Source organism: Anaerococcus marasmi, assembly GCF_900290195.1.
In the GTDB taxonomy this organism is placed as follows: Bacteria; Bacillota; Clostridia; order Tissierellales; family Peptoniphilaceae; genus Anaerococcus; species Anaerococcus marasmi.
In genome coordinates, this window is record NZ_OLMF01000004.1 from 1,024,635 (window position 1) to 1,041,711 (window position 17,077).

The window sequence follows — 17,077 nt, forward strand, 5'->3', positions numbered from 1 at the left end:
TCCTTATAAATCATTGTCTATGAGTCCATTTTCCTTAAATAATGGGAAGAGGACGTGTGGGGTCATAGGTATCTTGTTTACTGAAATTCCAGTTGCGTTTAGGACCGCATTTCTTATAGCTGGCGCTGGGGAGCATGTTGGTGGCTCACCCAGAGACTTGGTGTGATAAGGAGAAGTTGGTTCTGGGTTTTCTATAAAGTAAACTTCAAATTCTGGTGTATCCGCAATTGTTCCTAGCTTATAGTCAAGGAGGTTGTTGTTTAGGATTCTTCCCTTATCGTTGTATTTCATCTCTTCTGTTAAGGCGTAGCCTACTGCCATGCTCATTCCTCCATGGGCCTGAGCCTCAGCAAGTTGTGGATTGATGATATTTCCTGCATCGTGAACATTAATAAGCTTAACTACCTCAACCTTGGCAAGGTCTATGTCGACTTTAACTTCAGCAAAGCTTGCTCCAAAGGAGAAGGCATTAGTCCTAACTGTGTGGGTTGTCTCTGCTGTGATGTGTTGGTTTTCTGTCTTTAGGGTGTAAAGAGACTCTGTAGCGAGCTCCTCCATAGTAAGGAGCTTCCTGCCATCAGTTTTCCTAACTATAGTAGAATCAACTATATCGAGATTGTTTGGAGTAATTCTAGTCTGTAGGTAGGCTTGGTCTAGGATTTTTTCCTTAAGTTCCTTGGCAGTTTTGGTAATAGAAAAGCTTGCCATGTAGGTTTGACGAGATGCGTAAGCTCCAAGACCGAATGGAGATACATCCGTATCTTGGGTCGATATGATATGGATATCTTCTATCCTCATGCCTAATGAGTCTGCTGCCATTTGGGTAAAGGCAGTGTCAGCTCCTTGGCCGATTTCTGTTTCAGGTAGTTGGATTTGGACAGATCCATCCTCATTTACTATCATCCTACAAGAAGAAGACTCTAGGGAAATTGGGAATACTCCAGTGTTATACCAATAGACAGCACAACCTATTCCGTATCTGATATTTCCTGTTTGATTTTTGTATTTTTCCTTCTTAGCGTAGTAATCAATAGCTTCTGCTCCCTTTTCTAGGCAGTCTCTGAAGGAATCGTAATAGTTTTCATTGTGAGAGAAAGGATCTACATAACCTTTTGGCATAACATTTCTAAGCTTAAGTTCTAGTGGATCCATGCCTAGGGCCTTGGCCACATCATCGTGGTGGGCTTCGTAGGCAAACATGGCTTGAGGGATACCGTAACCTCTCATGGCTCCTCCTGCTGGAAGGTTGGTGTAGATTGAGTAGGCATCTCCCTTGATATTCTCACAAGGATAGAGTTGGTGGAAACAGTTCAAGCCCTTAGCGGCTATAGAGTGGCCGTGGGATGCGTAGGCTCCTCCATTGGAGTAAGTTTCTACTCTTCTTGCGACATAATCTCCGTTTTCTCTGACGTAAGATTCTATGTGGATTTTCATAGCGTGTCTTGTTCTGGTTGAGACAAAGGTCTCTTCCCTAGATGGGAGAAGCTTTACAGGATGACCTCCAACTTGGGTTGTGAGGAAGGCACAAAGTGGCTCGTACAAGGCGTCTTGCTTGTTGCCGAATCCTCCCCCTATGTATGGTTTTATAACTCTAATCTTTCCCCAACCAAGACCTAGGGCCTGGCCGACAACTCTTCTTATGATGTGAGGGATTTGGGTTGAGGCAACTACTACGATCTTGCCTGACTTCTCATAGGCGTATACATCTGGATTTTCCAAATGGGCGTGGGATATTATAGGTGTTTCATAATCTCCAACCACCTTGATCAGTCCTTCTTCCTTGATAGCTTCTTCGAAGTTACCCCTATTGTTTGTAGTATGTTTTAAGATATTGTCAGGGCTTTCCTCATGGATTGGGACCTTAACATCCTTGATTGAATCTAGGGCATCAAAGTTTGCAGGATACTCCTCATATTCTACTACGATTTTCTTTAAGGCTTGTTTGCAAGCTACTTCGTCACGGGCGATTACAACCGCGACATCGTCTCCGTAATATCTAACATGCTCATTGAGTAGGAGCCTGTCAGCTACGTCTTGGTGGTCCTTTTCGGTAGACCAAGGGTGACCTGCTGTTGGGAATTGAATCTTTGGCACGTCAAAACAAGTTACTATCTTGACAACACCTGGAACCTTCATGGCTTCTTCTGTATCTATACTTAAAACCTTGCCGTGTGCTATGGTTGAATGGTAGATCTTCGCAATGTATGCGTCTTTTGGGACTAGGTCTTCGGTAAACTTAGCCCTACCTGTAACCTTGTCAAAAGCATCTACTCTCTTGATTTTTTTGCCTACGTACATATTCTTTCCTTTCTAATACTTACGACTATTTACAAATAATATATCATATTTTAAGATAAATTAATAGTTTCCAACACAAAAACACTCCCAAATCATCTAGGATCTGGAAGTATATATATTAATTTTCTTTTACCTTTTCTTCCTTATCTTTTGGAAGAACAAGACTCATAATGATAGCTATGACAAATACATTAGCTACAGGGTTTGATGAGAAAACATCCCTAAAGAGAGCTGGAAGTTGTTGGTAAATTTCTGGAATTTGGGTAAAACCAATACCAATACTCAAAGATAGGGCTGCTATGGTAGTATTTCTTTGGCTAAAGCCACAATCCGCGATCATTCCAATACCGCTTACCACGATTGAACCAAACATCATTATGGTACATCCTCCAAGAACTGGTTCTGGAAGAGTTGCAAATAAGGCACCGATCTTAGGGAAAAGTCCTGCAAGAATCAAGGTAAGAGCTCCAAACATTATAGTAAATCTGTTGACTACCTTAGTCATTGCTACAAGACCGACGTTTTGGCTAAAGGATGTGATCGGAGTACAGCCGAAAAGACCGGAAACCGCACTTAAGAAACCGTCACAAGCGAGGGATCCTTGGATTTCTCTTTCCGTAATATCACGACCCAAACCGCCGGCACAAACTGCAGTAGTATCTCCAATAGTTTCTGCCGCAGATACCAAAAATACAACAACCATGGCGATAATCGCACTTAGGTTAAATTGAGGCTTGAAAGGCATAAACTTAGGTATGGAGAAAAAGCTTGCCTCGGCAATAGGTGAGAAATCAACCATGCCCATAAATACTGCTATTATGTAACCAACTATAAGACCAAATAGAACAGAAAGTTGTTTCCAAAAGCCCTTAGCTAAAGAATTAAAGGATAAACAAGAAATTAAAGTAATAGTTCCAAGAAGAAGATTTCTAGTAGAACCAAAATCACTAGCCCCATTGCCACCACCAAAAGATGCTGCACCGACACTTAGTAGAGAAAAACCAATCGCTGTAACAACACAAGCAGAAACAATTGGTGCTATAAATTTCCTCCAGTATTTTGCAAGAAGACCTAAGGTTCCTTCTATAATACCGCCGACAATGACTGCCCCAATCATAGTTTCATAGTTAAAATTAGTAGAAACATAAATTAAAGATGCCAAAAAAGTAAAACTTACCCCCATGATAACTGGAAGTCTAGAACCGATTTTCCATACTGGGTAAAGCTGAATAAGAGAGCCAAGACCTGCAATGAACATAGCATTTTGGATAAGAGATGCTAGATCAATATCAAGATCAGGATTTGCCGCTGTTGCTGCCCCTACGACAAGAATAATTGGAGCAAGATTTGCAACAAACATAGCCAAAACGTGCTGGATACCAAAAGGAATCGCCTTGGCTATAGGAACCTTGCCATCAAGTTGGTAAATATTGTCAATACTTACACTAGAATTTGTATCAGATTTCATAGAATCCTCCCTTTCGTTTTCTATATGAATAATTGTATCACAAAATATATTACTGTAAAATTTTTATTATCTTAAACAAAAGTGCGAAGACTCGAAAAACTTAGACTGATTTATATTTCATAAATAATGGCCCTCTTTTAAAAATAAGCAAAGAAAAACGCCACTTTCATGGCGACAGACTAATAACAAAGGGACAAAATCCAAAAGGAAGCGTTCCATTCGGAAGAAATTTCAAGAAATTCAAATCGAAATAATACGCCCGTAAACCGCACTGTTCGAGCCTTAGCGAGTTTGCGATTTACAGTATTATGAGATTTAGAATTTCTAAATTTCTGTAGTTGGATAAGCGTTTTTGGATTTTGTCTACACTACTCTGACACCACTTTAATGGCGATTCTCTTATTCCTTATCCATCATTTCTCTTTCACGTTCTTCTTCTTCGATAGTCTTCTTTGGAAGAATTATATTTAGGAAGAAAACTACAAGAGTTGAAAGAACTACAGGTGATGAGATAAATATCATTCTAAACCACTCTGGGAATTGTTCGATTGCTACTGGGTTTACCTGGGTAATTCCCATACCTAGTGCGATTGCAAGTCCAGTTATTGTTACATTTCTCACACTCATCTCATCAGATGTGATAAGTCTCATTCCACTCATAGTGATTTGGGCAAATACCGTAACTGTCGCTCCACCAATTACAGCTTGAGGTACAGAAAGCATTAGAGCACCAAACTTTGGAATAAATCCTGCTATAAGGATCATAGTAGCAGTAATCTTAAGGACGTGTCTTGAAACAACCTTTGTTAGGGATACTATACCAACATTTTGTGAATAAGATGCTGTAGGAAGTCCTCCAAATAATGCTGATATCATATTTACAATACCATAGCCCTTGATTCCTCCCTCAAGTTCCTTTTCTGTTGGTTGTCTGTCAAGTCCACCTGTTGTGGTAGAAGAGAAGTCTCCTACTGCCTGGATGGAGTTTACTGTAAACATAACCGCCATTGTGATACAAGCATCTAGGTGGAAGTCTAGGCTAAATGGCATAACTTTTGGGATTGTAAGCCAAGCTGCATCAGATAGCTTAGAGAAATCTACTATACCAAAGGCAAGAGAAGCGATGTAGCCTACTACGATTCCTATAAGGATTGCAGAAAGCTTCACAAGACCCTTACCAAACATATTACAAATAAGAACAACTGCAAGAGTGATGAAGGCTACTATCCAATAAACCATAGCTCCTTGGTTAGGGTTTCCATTTCCTCCTGCCATGTAGTTTAGGGCAACTGAGTAGAGGGAAAGACCTATTGTAAGAACAACTGTTCCCGATACCATTGGTGGGAAAAATTTATAGAGCCTTTTGATATTCATTCCTACAAGGAAGGCTATTACACCACCTACTATCTGGGAGGCAAAGACTGCTCCTATACCATATTTGACCGCAACTGAGTTAATTACAGGTATATAGGCAAATGACACCCCCATTATCATAGGAAGCCTTGATCCAAGTCCAAGTTTAACTATTGGGTAAAGTTGGAGGAAGGTAGCAAGGGCTGCTACAAACATTCCTGCTTGGATAAGATAAATCGACTCCGCCCCTGTTAGGGCATGCTCAGTATTAGCCAAAGTATTTGTCAAAACGATTGCTGGCAGGGTATTACCTACAATCATTGCCAACAAATGCTGAAGGGCTATGGGGAAGGCCTTCTTAAATTCAGGCTTGCCATCAAGGTCAAACAAAGACTTTGAGACAGCTTGATTAGTATTTTTTTCCATAATTTCTCCTTAAGTATATTATGTATTTCCAATCCAGCCTAAAGTTTAGGCCAGATTGCTTTTGCTCTTTGTCTTGATTTTTCGTGGATTGCTTTTTGATCGACTGTCTTAATCTTTCTATCAGCCATTACTACTTTGCCGTTTATTATAGAATCTGTTACACATTTTCCACTTAAGCCGAAAAGGATGTGACCTGGCCAGTTTTCTTTTTCTAAAGGAGTTATCGGATCATAGTCTAGGGCTATGATATCAGCGTAGGCTCCTTCTTCGATTCTTCCTACTGGTCTTTTGAGAAATCTTTCCATAATCTTTGGATTGTTTTCAAATTGCATCTTGATAGCTTCGGCAAAGCCCTTGGTTGGGTCATGGTTTTCGTGAGTGATGAGGACCTTTGCTACCTTCATCGATTCAAACATGTCGTTGGTGTAGGCATCTGTCCCAAGTCCAAGAAGGATATCTTTATCTAGCATCCTTACTGTCGGAGGAGCTCCCACGGCATTATTCATATTGCTTTCCGGATTGAATACTGCCATAGTATTTTTCTCTTTTAGGATATTCATCTCTCTTTCGTTAATGTGGACGTTGTGGATAGAAAGGGTCTTATTGTTAAAGATTCCGTAGGCATCGAGCCTATCTACGATTCTCTTCCCGCTCATCTTTACCGTTTCCCACTCATCTTCTATGCCTTCAGCTATGTGGACATGGTAGCCAGAATCGACTTCTTCCATGGCCTTTTGGCATTTTACTAGGGTCTCATCTGATAGGGTGAAGGAAGCATGGAGACCAAAGAGAGCACTTAGCATATCGTCTCTTTTTTCTGCTTCCTTGATCCAGTTTATGTTTTCAGCAATGCCTAGGTCTCTTTTGTCCATTCCGTCCCTGTCGGAGACTTCATAGCAGAGGCTTGCTCTGATTCCAAGATCTGTCGCAGCATCTGCCATAGTAGATAGGGATCCTTCTATAGCATTTGGTCCTGAGTGGTGGTCGATAATGGTTGTCACTCCGTTTTGAACTGACTCCATAAAGGTAGTTAGGGCGTTTAGCTTCACATCTTCTAGGGTAAGTTCCTTATCTAGGGCCCACCAGAGGTTTTCTAAGACGTGGAAGAAATTATCAGTTGGCTTTGATACGCTCATCCCTCTCGCATAGGCAGAATAGGCGTGGGAGTGGGCACATATAAGCCCTGGCATTACAAGCTTATCAGAAAAGTCTAGGACCTCTTCGTCTGGATTTTCTCCTTTTATCTTATCAAAATCTCCTATTTCCTTTATGATGTTTTCCTCTATAAGGATTGCCGCATCCTCGTAGAAGTTGTTAGCCTTATCGTTGGTAATAATGGTCTTTGCCTTAATTATCATAATTTCTCCTTATAGGTAGTAGCTGTATCTTTCTTCTAGGGCCCCTATTAGTTTCTTGTAGGCTTCACTGATCCTCTCATCAGAAGAGTCTGCCTCGATCACGTTTTTGTTCTCAAGCCTTATCTTGTACTTACCCGATTCGAGCCTATATATTCCACTTTGCTCAGACATATCGAAGTCGTCTTCTCTTATGAAAACTGTAAATTTATCCTTGTAAGGAGCTCCCTCGTGTGGGCAAAAGCTTTCACAGTTACCACATTCGTTGCAGAGTCCGTCAAGGTGGATAGTTTGTCTCTTATTCCTAAAGCCTTCGACTTCTATAGCGACATTGGCCCTATTTGGACAAACTTCGGTACAAATTTCACAAATCTTATCGCACGATAGGCATCTTGATCCGTCTTTGTCCTTGGGAAGTTCGAGCTTACCACGTCTTTCTATGATTTCTCCAGGAGTTTTTTCATAAGTTACTTTCCTAAAGTCATCATTTATATCTTCCTTCTTTAGGATATCTTTTGCAATTATTTTGGAATCTCCTATAGCATTTACTATAGACTTTCTTCCCTTAGTGATATCTCCTGCAAGGTAGACGTTTTCGATATTGGTCTCATTTGTAGGAAGGATGTGGACTTTCTTGTCGACCTTTATACCTGAGGCCTTAAGCTTCTCATAATCTGTCTTACTTCCTGTAGCTATTATAATATATTTGTAGGTCTTTTTTAGCTCTTCTAGATCAAGGTCTAGGTCTGTATTAAGCTCATAGTCGAGTCCTATTTTTTCGGCAAGCCTTATATCTTTTTCTATAGCTTCATCTGATACAAGCTCATTTGCGTAGCCATATAGTCTGTCGGACTTTTCAATAACTTTAGCTTCTAGGCCGTTTCTTCTAAGAAAGATTCCTGCTGCAAGTCCTCCAGGCCCTCCTCCTAGGATTAGGGCCTTGGCGGAAGTCTTGATTGGACTTACTTCGATTTCTTCTATATATTTGTCGTAGTAGGCATCTGTTACTTCCTTTTTGACATCTCTAATATTTACACCAGCTTCGTAGTCGACCCTCGTACAAGTTTTCTTGCAATATTCATAGCAGGTCTCTGATAATATCGCAGGAGCAGTATTATCTATTGCTATAACTTCCATGGCCTTCTTGTAATCTCCCACTTCTGCAAAATGAAGGTAGGCTGGGACTTGTTGACCTATAGGACAAGCCGAATCCTTGCAAGGAGCGCTGTAACAATCAGTCATAGGAAGGTCACTCGCCCATTTTCTAGTCCTTAGTCTAAGCTTAGGATTTTTGGCATAAAGGTCATTAGACTTAAGACTTGATACAAGATTTCTTAATTTCTCGTTATCTATTCCATCATAAGCTCTTCCCAGAAGTCCCTCGCATTTTTCGGCAAGGTCTTTCATCCTATAGTAGCCACCTGGCTTGAGTAGGGTTGTGGAAACTGTAATTGGTTGGTTAAAAATTTCAAATATTTCTTCTATATTAAGTCCATCAGCTCCACCGCAGTAGCTCATAGGAAGCTTGCCATCAAAGGCTTCTGATAACTTCAAGGCTGCAGATATAGTAAGTGGAAGAAGGGCCCTACCTGACATATACATATCTTCGCTAGGCAGTTCTCCCCTTTTTTGTATAACTGGGAAGGTATTTGATAGCTTACAACCAAAGACTAGGTCATTTTTACGAGCAAGGTCTAAAAGCCTAGTAAATATTTCTATGGATTCATCAAAGCCAAGGTCATGGTCAAACTGAGCCTTGTCAAAGTCTATGTACTTGTAGCCCAATTCATCTAGGATGTTTCTAGCATAGTCATAGCCAACTAGGGTTGGGTTACATTTTACAAAGGTATTGAGTCCCTTTTTCTCAATCAGATAGGCAGCAATCTCTTCAATTTCTCCTGCTGGAGTTCCGTGCATAGTAGAAAGAGTCATAGAATTACAGATCTTGCCGTCAATTTTTTCTATATCTTCTATATTAACGTTTTCAAACTTGTCTATATTATCCTTAAGATACTTGATTGAATCCTTAAAGACTTCCGTATGGCTCGCATCCATCAAGGAATTGATAAAGCCGTCTACCTTTTCTGACTTGATTCCTTCGAGATTATATCCTACAGACATATTAAGGACAAAGTCCTTATCGTAAGATATGCCAAACTCCTTGGCGAGAACCCTTATAGCAAGCTCTGCCTTTATGTACTCACTTGCTGCATCTTCTATCTTAAGCTCCGTGGACCACTCGCAATTGTAGGCCTCATCTTCCGAATTGATACATGGTTTTGGAATAGCTGCCATTAGCTCTTCCCCATCCATGATTTGGCAGGTCTTAAGCTCCATATATCTTCCGCCTACTAGATAGGAAGCTATGAGATTTTGGGCAAGCTGAGTGTGAGGTCCCGCAGCAGGTCCTACAGCAGATCCAAGCTCATCGCCAAAAACTGTCCTTAGCCTTTTATTAGTTTTATTTTTATAAAATTTCTCTTTGGCAATAGAAAATACACTTCCCTCATTCTTGTATTCCGCAAGGGCCCATTCTATAAGCTTGGGAAATTCTATCGCTCTCATATATTCACTCATACTCAATCCTTCCTATAAAGAAAAACCCATACAATTCTTTCAATCATATGGGTTTGTCCTCTATCCGATCCAAGTTCCAGTCGCACCATTTAGGGCGTCTTTTGCATTTTCTAGACTTGTTATTACTGCTTCTCTTCCCTGTTTGCTAGTTACAAACTCCAAGGCTGCTTCTACCTTTGGTAGCATAGATCCCTTGGCAAATTGTCCTTCTGCGATGTATTTTTCTGCTTCTTCGACAGATAAGCTATCGAGGTCTTCTTGGTTTTCCTTACCGAAATTAATGGCAACCTTTTCTACTGCTGTAAGGATTACCAAAACATCACAATCAACAAGCTCTGCGAGTTTCGCTGATGAGAAGTCCTTATCTATAACAGCATCGACACCGACATACTCGTCATTTTGTCTGATAACTGGAATACCTCCACCGCCTGCTGCTATTACCACACAACCTGCATCACTTAGGGTTGTGATAGCTCTTTTTTCTACTATATCGACAGGCTTAGGACTTGCAACAACACGTCTATATCCTCGTCCTGCATCTTCCTTCATCACAAAGCCTTTTTCCTCTTCTAGGGCTTTGGCTTCACTTTCGCTGTAGAAATCGCCAATTGGCTTTGTTGGATTAGAAAATGCTGGGTCCATTTCATCAACCATAACTTGGCTTACCAGACTTACGACTGGATTTTCAATAGTTTCTTTAATAAATTCATTTTCAAGAGCATTTTGCAAATGATAGCCAATGTAGCCTTGGCTCATAGCTCCACACTCTGGAAATGGCATAAAGGGTATCTTGTCATTTACCTCAGCACCTGCACTCATGGCGAGATTGATCATACCAACCTGCGGTCCGTTTCCATGACAAACTATAACCTTATAATCTTCCTTAACAAGCCCTGCAATAGCAGAAGCTGTTGTCTTTACTGCTTCCTTCTGCTCAGAAGGAGTATTGCCCAAAGCATTACCCCCTAGAGCTACTAATATTTTCTTACTCATCAAATTTCCTTTTAATATTTTTATTAATATTTTTAAATTAATCAATATATGGTGAAGGGGCAGGTTTAACTCCCCTATTTGATTCTATATAGGTCACTAACATAAATGTTATCACTCCACATAAAGATCCAAAAACTACCGGTAGTATACCTAATGGTGAGTCTAATATTTGCCAAATAATTACAGTTACAGATCCTACAATTATAGAATATATTCCTGCATTCTTTGTAGCTTTTGGTACAACCAAGCCTAGTGCATATGCAGCAAATGGTCCAGCCGATCTTAAAGCGAAGGCAAATAAGTTTAGGGTAAGAATCGGTATCTTAAATAGTGATATCAAGGTAGCAAGTATACAAATACTAATATTGCTAAGCCTAGTATATCTTATCAATTTATCATCGCTAACATCCGGATTGATAAACCTTTGATATATATCCTTAATTAATATAGTAGATGCACACAATAGATTTGAATCTGCGCTTGACATTGTAGCCGCTACAATTGAAGCTGATACCACACCTGTTATGATCCCTGGAGCATAGGTACTTGTTGCCCACATTAGAGCACTAGTTCCCTCACCTCCATCAAGTCCAGGATTTTCTGCTAGAGCACATAGGCCAATAACAGTTGGCAAAAATGCCATTAATACCATAAATACCGCTGATAATAAAGATGCCTTTCTAGTTGCATCCTCATTTTCAGACCCTGCAAACCTACCTGATATTTCTGGTCCGGATATGAAAGTACAAAAATAATTAAAAATTAAACTCAATATTGTTGGAATCCCAACTTTAAAAAAATTAAGTTCAACCGGAGGCAAGTCACGTTGAAGACTTTCTATACCGCCTATCCCATTGATTATGAAAGGAACAGCTATAGCTAAACCGATCAATATTACAAAAAATTGTATTATATCAGCGATACCATCTGCCATCATTCCACCCATAGATGTGTATACAGCAATTACAATTGCAGCAATCAACAAGCAAACGTTTTGTGGAATATTAGTAATAGATGATATTACAACTGCTGAAGCTAATATTTGACTTGCGGTAAGACATATAAGCGAACTTATATTTAATATAGCTGTAAAAGATGATGCAAAAGAACCAAATCTCCTATGTACAACTTCAGGAATTGTAACTGCCATTGTTTTCCTAATCTTAGGTGCAAAGTATGCTAAAGGTACCATGGCAACTGCAGCAGCTATTACATACCATGCTGCAGATAAACCCCATCCTGCAAATGCCTTTGTAGCAACTCCAGTTGTAGAGCCACCTCCAACATTATTTGCAGATAGAGAGCAAGCAACCATTAACACTCCCATTTGCCTTCCAGCAACCATATAATCAGTACTATCTTTTATAAAAAATTTATTTACTAGAAATCCTATGCTAAACATACCAATAACATAGATCACTAAAATAATTACGGGCACTACTTGAATCTGCATAATTGTCTCCTCGTTTATGTAGACTTCTAGAGTCCTTTAGGATTGGGGCTGTTGCAAAACTATGAATAATCATCGTACCATCGTTAGAAGGTTCTCTTAGGAAATTTTCAGCGGTGCCTGCCGGCTGATGGAGGCAAAATTTCCGTGGAGGTTCTTCTAACGATAATGGTACGATTTATTCATTCTGCAACAGACCCCACCCATCTTATTTATTTTCTTGTGTATAAACTAGTGGCAAGGCTGCGTATACTGCTGCACATGTTACTAGGTCTTGTTTGAATGTTACTTCGTTTGGTGCGTGGGCTTGGTCTTCTGCTCCTGGTCCAAATCCTATGGTTGGGATATTGTGACGGCCCATGATTGCAACACCATTTGTTGAGAAGGTCCATTTGTCTGTTAATGGACGAGCCGCTCTCTTTTCTTCTTCTTTTGCTATAGGAGGAGCAATTCTCTTATCTCCATAGAGGTTCTTGTAGGCATCTTCAAGGGCCTTTGTTACTACGTGATCTTCTGGAATTACCCATGTTGGGAAATAGGCTTCTTGTTCGTATTCTAATCCTGTCCAGCTTGCTCTCTTATAGTCATACATAGAAACTTTGGCACCGTGTTTTTTAACTGATGGTAGGTCTTCTATTTCCTTGATACAAGACTCCCAAGTTTCTCCTGCTGTCATTCTTCTGTCAAGTGAGATTGAGCATGAGTCTGCTACTGCACATCTTGATGGAGATGTAAAGAAGATTTGGCTTGTTGTAACTGTTCCACGTCCTAGGAAGTTTGCTTCTTTGTATTCTGGGTTGTATTTTTCGTCAAGCATCTTTACTAGACCCTTGATTTCTACTGAATCATCAGCTGGGTTTTCGTTAAGTTGTTCGATTTCCTTGAGGATGTCTGCCATCTTATAGATTGCGTTGTCTCCTCTTTCTGGAGCTGATCCGTGACAAGATACACCTTGTACGTCTACTCTCATCTCCATTCTTCCTCTTTGTCCTCTGTAGATTCCGCCGTCTGTTGGCTCTGTTGATACTACAAATTCTGGTTTGATGCCTTCTTTCTCAATCATGTATAGCCAGCAGTTTCCGTCACAGTCTTCTTCTTGAACTGTTCCTGTTACGAGAACTCTGTATTCGTCATTGAGATAGCCTAAATCTTTTAGAATTTTTGCTCCATATACTGCAGATACTGGTCCACCAAGTTGGTCAGATCCACCACGTCCACCGATTAGATTATCGTCTTCGAATCCATCATATGGGTCAAATTCCCAGTTTTCGATGTTTCCGATTCCTACTGTATCGATATGGCCGTCGAAGGCAATTTGTCTTTTACCTTGGCCCATTTCACCAAGTACGTTTCCTTGACCGTCAATCCAAGCCTTGTCGAAGCCAAGTTTTTCCATCTCTTCTTTTATTCTTTTAGCCTTGTCGCCTTCTTCACAAGATTCGCCTTTTAGCTTAATCAAATCTCTAAGGAAAGCTACCATGTCTTCTTTGTATTCGCCTGCTTTTTCTTTGATTGCGTCAAAATCTATATTTTTAAATTCTGTCATTTCTACCTCTGTTATTTTCTTATTTGTCTATTCTCTTGTTTGCTTTGTCAACTAATTCTCTTAGTTTTTCTTCTGGATTTTCGATCTTTTGTAGAAGGATCATTGCTGCAATGATGTATGGTTTGAAGCTTGCTTCTTTGTATAGAGGAACTCTATATCTATCAAATACTGATTCAGCTACTTCACCATGTTCTGCAGAAACTCCTGTGATATCTGCTGGTAGGCAGTGCATGTATAAAGCTTTACCGTCTTTGGTTAGCTCCATCATCTCTTCTGTACATTCCCAATCCATGTGCTCTTTGTTTTGTTCTAGTAGTCTTTGTTCTAGTTCGTCAATTCCCTTTTGGTCGCCTTCGCCGTAGAGTTTTGTTCTTTCTTCCATAGCAGCAAATGGTGCCCAAGATTTTGGATATACTATGTCAGCATCCTTGAATGCATCTTCCATAGAGTTTGTAACTGTGAAGCTTCCGCCGTATTCTTCAGCGTTTTTCTTAGCTATTTCTTCAACTTCTGGCATGATTTCGTATCCTTCTGGGTGAGCAAGAACTACGTCCATACCTAGTCTTGTAAATAGGCCTGAGATTCCTTGTGGAACTGATAGTGGTTTACCATATGATGGTGAGTAAGCCCAAGTCATCGCAACTTTCTTGCCCTTTAGGTTTTCGATTCCACCGAATTCGTGGATTACATGGTTAAGGTCAGCCATGGCTTGTGTTGGGTGGTCGATATCACATTGGAGGTTTACTAGGGTTGGTCTTTGTTCTAGAACTCCATCCTCGTGACCTTCTTTTACATAGTCAGAGAAGTCTTTCATGTATTTGTAGCCTTTGCCGATATACATGTCATCTCTTATACCTACTACATCTGCCATGAATGAAATCATGTTTGCAGTTTCTTTTACTGTTTCACCGTGAGCAATTTGGCTCTTGCTTTCGTCAAGGTCTTGTACTTCAAGTCCTAGAAGATTACAAGCTGATGCAAATGAAAATCTAGTTCTTGTTGAATTGTCTCTAAATAGTGAGATTCCAAGTCCTGAGTCAAAGATTTTTGGAGAGATATTTTCTTCTCTCATAGCTCTAATTATGTCAGCTGTCTTCCAGATTGCCTTTAGTTCGTCTTGTGATTTATCCCATGTGTGGAAGAAGTCATCTTCAAATAGGTTTTCGTAGTCAAGTTCACTTAGTTCGTCGATTAGTTTTTTGATATCTGCTGTCATTTATTTCTCCTTTTATTTATCTTTGTATTGTGTATGTGTATTCTTCTTCGTTTGGATAGATTCCATCCCAAACTACTCTTCTATAGTGAGCGTAGTCTGTATCTCCTTCTGTTGAGATTAGAAGGATTACTGAATTTTCGTCGAGTTTTAGGTCTTTTTTGATCTCTTCTAAGTCTTTTCTTTGGAGGATTTCTGAAAGAGGACCCATGGTTGCTGCTCCACTTTCTCCTGAGATTATCTTCTTGTCGTCCTTTAAAGGATTGCCTAGAATTCTCATTCCTCTTGCTGCTGCCTTATCTGGAACTGATAGGAAGGCATCTGCATAAGAATGAAGCACTGGCCAGCCTACTGTTACAGGCTCACCGCAAGCAAGTCCTGCCATGATTGTATCCATCTTTCCAGTAACATTGTGGATCTTTCCATCATCTGCCTTGGCTGTGATGAAGTTACAGTTTGCCTTTTCTGGTTCTACTATAGTTATGAATGGCTTTTCCTCTCCCTCATATACTGAAGAGAAATATCCGGTAACTCCTGTTGCAAAAGAACCTACTCCTGCTTGAGCGAAGATGTGTGTTGGTTTTAGACCTGCTTCTTTAAGTTGGTCGTTACTTTCCTTAGCAAGGGTTGCATATCCTTCTATGATCCATGTTGGAATCTTTTCGTATCCTTCCCAAGCTGTATCTTGAACCATTACCCAGCCTTTTTCCTCAGCGTTCTTATTGGCAAGACGTACGCAGTCATCGTAGTTGAGCCCATCCATGATGTCACATTCTGCTCCCAAGGCTCTGATGTTGTCACGTCTTTCTGTAGCTGATCCATCTGGCATGATTACTACGCATTTTTGCTTAAGTTGGTTGGCAGTCCAGGCTACTCCCCTACCGTGGTTTCCGTCTGTCGCTGTTACGAAGGTAATATCCCCAAGCTTTTCTCGTACTTCTTCTGAAATCATTTTCTCAAATGGTAATTCTTCGATATCAACTCCCAACTTATCAGCTATGTATTTTCCAATGGCAAATGATCCACCAAGCACCTTGAAGGCATTTAGACCAAATCTGTAAGATTCATCTTTTACGAAAATATCCTTTACACCAAATTGCTTGGCGAGGTTACTTAGTCTTACCAGTGGAGTTGGCTCATAATCAGGGAAACTCTCATGAAATTTTTGTGCAGTGTTTACAACTTCCTCATTGATAAAATCTAGGGAAGCCTTTTCTCTTTTACTAATATCATTTAGTACTATCTTATATTGTTCTTCCAAAATTACATCCTTTCGATTATTTCTCGATACATCCTTCACTTTGCCCTTATTCGGCATTTGCAAATTCTCTATCTTAAGCCATAATAATAAGTGGTATGTGATATATCACTACTATTATAGGACCTATTTCCTAGATTGTCAAATAAATATTAAACGATTTCATAGATGTGTTATAATACTTATAGAAAGGTAGAAAAATGACAACACAAAAAGCTAATAAAATAAAAAGAACCTTCGTCAAAGACGAAGCTTACAATATACTTCACGATAAGATTATTTCTGGAGAGCTTACTCCTTACACCCAGCTTAAGATCTCAGAGCTTTCTAAAGAACTTGGGATTTCACGAACTCCAGTAAGAGAAGCCATCCTTAAGCTAGAAAACGAAGACCTCGTTATAAGCAAGGCCAACCAATGGACCATGGTCGCTCCAATCAAGGTCGAAAGGCTAAAAGACATCTATCCACTTGTTCTCGAACTTGAAAGCTACGCCCTTAGGGAGAACTTTGATCATATCACGGACGAATTCGTAGATGAGCTCGAGAAGATCAACAAGCAAATCAAGATGGAACATATGAACGAAAATATTATGAGAGTAATCGAGCTTGATGATGAGTTTCACGACTTGATTATAGGTCTTTCTCCAAATAAGGAAATCAAGCCAATCATCGATAGGCTCAAAAAGAGAATCAAGAGGTTTGAGATAGGCTTCTATCAAGCCAAGGACGTTCACAAGGCCCCATCGACCTACGACGAGCACCTCATATTAATAGACAGTCTTAGAAAAAGAGACCTAGCTAAGTCCCTCGACGCCCTAAGGCAAAATTGGACTACAACTATTACAGATGAGTCAATAGAGAAAATCAGCAAGCTTTTAAATGTTGAAAAATAAAAAATTTGAAAACAATCAATAAATCATATGGGATTCCTATGCCCTCCTTGCCAAAATAATTAATACATAAGAAGTCTATTTAAAAGAGAGGGCAAAATAATAAAGTATTTCCAAAGCCAGGCCCTCTTAGTAAACAAATACTATATTAGGGCTTTTTGTCTTTAAAGTAGACTCAGGACATTTAGGGCAAATATAAAGGGACTCTTGCAAAACTATAAATAATTATCCTATCATCATTAGAAGCTTC

Annotated in this window: 11 protein-coding genes; 1 reads left to right on the top strand and 10 read right to left on the bottom strand. The window is 39.9% G+C overall.

The annotated features are described in order from the left end of the window. Positions 1-3 precede the first annotated feature (3 nt). The 10 genes from xdhA to dpaL all read right to left on the bottom strand — a co-directional run bounded on the left by xdhA (position 4) and on the right by dpaL (position 15,940). Complete coding sequence (gene xdhA, locus C7D97_RS05405) at positions 4-2,298, bottom strand: xanthine dehydrogenase subunit XdhA (protein WP_105301078.1); 2,295 nt, start codon at positions 2,296-2,298, stop codon at positions 4-6. 118 nt (positions 2,299-2,416) lie between these two features. Then, a complete protein-coding gene (locus C7D97_RS05410) occupies positions 2,417-3,766 on the bottom strand; it encodes a uracil-xanthine permease family protein (protein ID WP_105301079.1) in 1,350 nt (449 codons plus the stop codon). Positions 3,767-4,165: 399 nt separating this feature from the next. Further along, the gene (locus C7D97_RS05415; protein ID WP_105301080.1) at positions 4,166-5,545 is read right to left on the bottom strand and encodes a uracil-xanthine permease family protein; all 1,380 of its coding nucleotides are present in this window, start codon (positions 5,543-5,545) and stop codon (positions 4,166-4,168) included. Positions 5,546-5,583: 38 nt separating this feature from the next. Then, positions 5,584-6,903 carry a putative aminohydrolase SsnA gene (ssnA, locus tag C7D97_RS05420; RefSeq protein ID WP_105301081.1) on the bottom strand — a complete coding sequence of 440 codons (1,320 nt, stop codon included), beginning with the start codon at positions 6,901-6,903 and terminating at the stop codon, positions 5,584-5,586. Between the two features lie 9 nt (positions 6,904-6,912). After that, entirely contained in the window at positions 6,913-9,477 is a 2,565-nt protein-coding gene (locus C7D97_RS05425; RefSeq protein WP_105301082.1) for an FAD-dependent oxidoreductase, read from the bottom strand. 60 nt (positions 9,478-9,537) lie between these two features. Then, a complete protein-coding gene (gene arcC, locus C7D97_RS05430) occupies positions 9,538-10,470 on the bottom strand; it encodes a carbamate kinase (RefSeq protein WP_105301083.1) in 933 nt (310 codons plus the stop codon). 37 nt (positions 10,471-10,507) lie between these two features. Then, positions 10,508-11,923 carry a sodium:solute symporter family protein gene (locus C7D97_RS05435; protein ID WP_105301084.1) on the bottom strand — a complete coding sequence of 472 codons (1,416 nt, stop codon included), beginning with the start codon at positions 11,921-11,923 and terminating at the stop codon, positions 10,508-10,510. Between the two features lie 205 nt (positions 11,924-12,128). Then, on the bottom strand, positions 12,129-13,466 hold the full coding sequence (locus C7D97_RS05440) for a YgeY family selenium metabolism-linked hydrolase (protein ID WP_105301085.1): 1,338 nt from the start codon (positions 13,464-13,466) through the stop codon (positions 12,129-12,131). A 19-nt stretch (positions 13,467-13,485) separates the two neighbouring features. After that, complete coding sequence (ygeW, locus tag C7D97_RS05445) at positions 13,486-14,682, bottom strand: knotted carbamoyltransferase YgeW (protein ID WP_105301086.1); 1,197 nt, start codon at positions 14,680-14,682, stop codon at positions 13,486-13,488. A 16-nt stretch (positions 14,683-14,698) separates the two neighbouring features. Continuing rightward, complete coding sequence (gene dpaL, locus C7D97_RS05450; RefSeq protein ID WP_105301087.1) at positions 14,699-15,940, bottom strand: diaminopropionate ammonia-lyase; 1,242 nt, start codon at positions 15,938-15,940, stop codon at positions 14,699-14,701. A 197-nt stretch (positions 15,941-16,137) separates the two neighbouring features. Here dpaL and C7D97_RS05455 point away from each other — a divergent pair, with 197 nt between their 5' ends. After that, on the top strand, positions 16,138-16,830 hold the full coding sequence (locus tag C7D97_RS05455; RefSeq protein WP_105301088.1) for a GntR family transcriptional regulator: 693 nt from the start codon (positions 16,138-16,140) through the stop codon (positions 16,828-16,830). Positions 16,831-17,077 lie beyond the last annotated feature (247 nt).

Bases quoted from the DNA above. Each gene is read 5' to 3' on its own strand.
- xdhA (WP_105301078.1), bottom strand. From the start codon at position 2,298: ATGTACGTAGGCAAAAAAATCAAGAGAGTAGATGCTTTTGACAAGGTT.
- C7D97_RS05410 (WP_105301079.1), bottom strand. From the start codon at position 3,766: ATGAAATCTGATACAAATTCTAGTGTAAGTATTGACAATATTTACCAA.
- C7D97_RS05415 (WP_105301080.1), bottom strand. From the start codon at position 5,545: ATGGAAAAAAATACTAATCAAGCTGTCTCAAAGTCTTTGTTTGACCTT.
- ssnA (WP_105301081.1), bottom strand. From the start codon at position 6,903: ATGATAATTAAGGCAAAGACCATTATTACCAACGATAAGGCTAACAAC.
- C7D97_RS05425 (WP_105301082.1), bottom strand. From the start codon at position 9,477: ATGAGTGAATATATGAGAGCGATAGAATTTCCCAAGCTTATAGAATGG.
- arcC (WP_105301083.1), bottom strand. From the start codon at position 10,470: ATGAGTAAGAAAATATTAGTAGCTCTAGGGGGTAATGCTTTGGGCAAT.
- C7D97_RS05435 (WP_105301084.1), bottom strand. From the start codon at position 11,923: ATGCAGATTCAAGTAGTGCCCGTAATTATTTTAGTGATCTATGTTATT.
- C7D97_RS05440 (WP_105301085.1), bottom strand. From the start codon at position 13,466: ATGACAGAATTTAAAAATATAGATTTTGACGCAATCAAAGAAAAAGCA.
- ygeW (WP_105301086.1), bottom strand. From the start codon at position 14,682: ATGACAGCAGATATCAAAAAACTAATCGACGAACTAAGTGAACTTGAC.
- C7D97_RS05455 (WP_105301088.1), top strand. From the start codon at position 16,138: ATGACAACACAAAAAGCTAATAAAATAAAAAGAACCTTCGTCAAAGAC.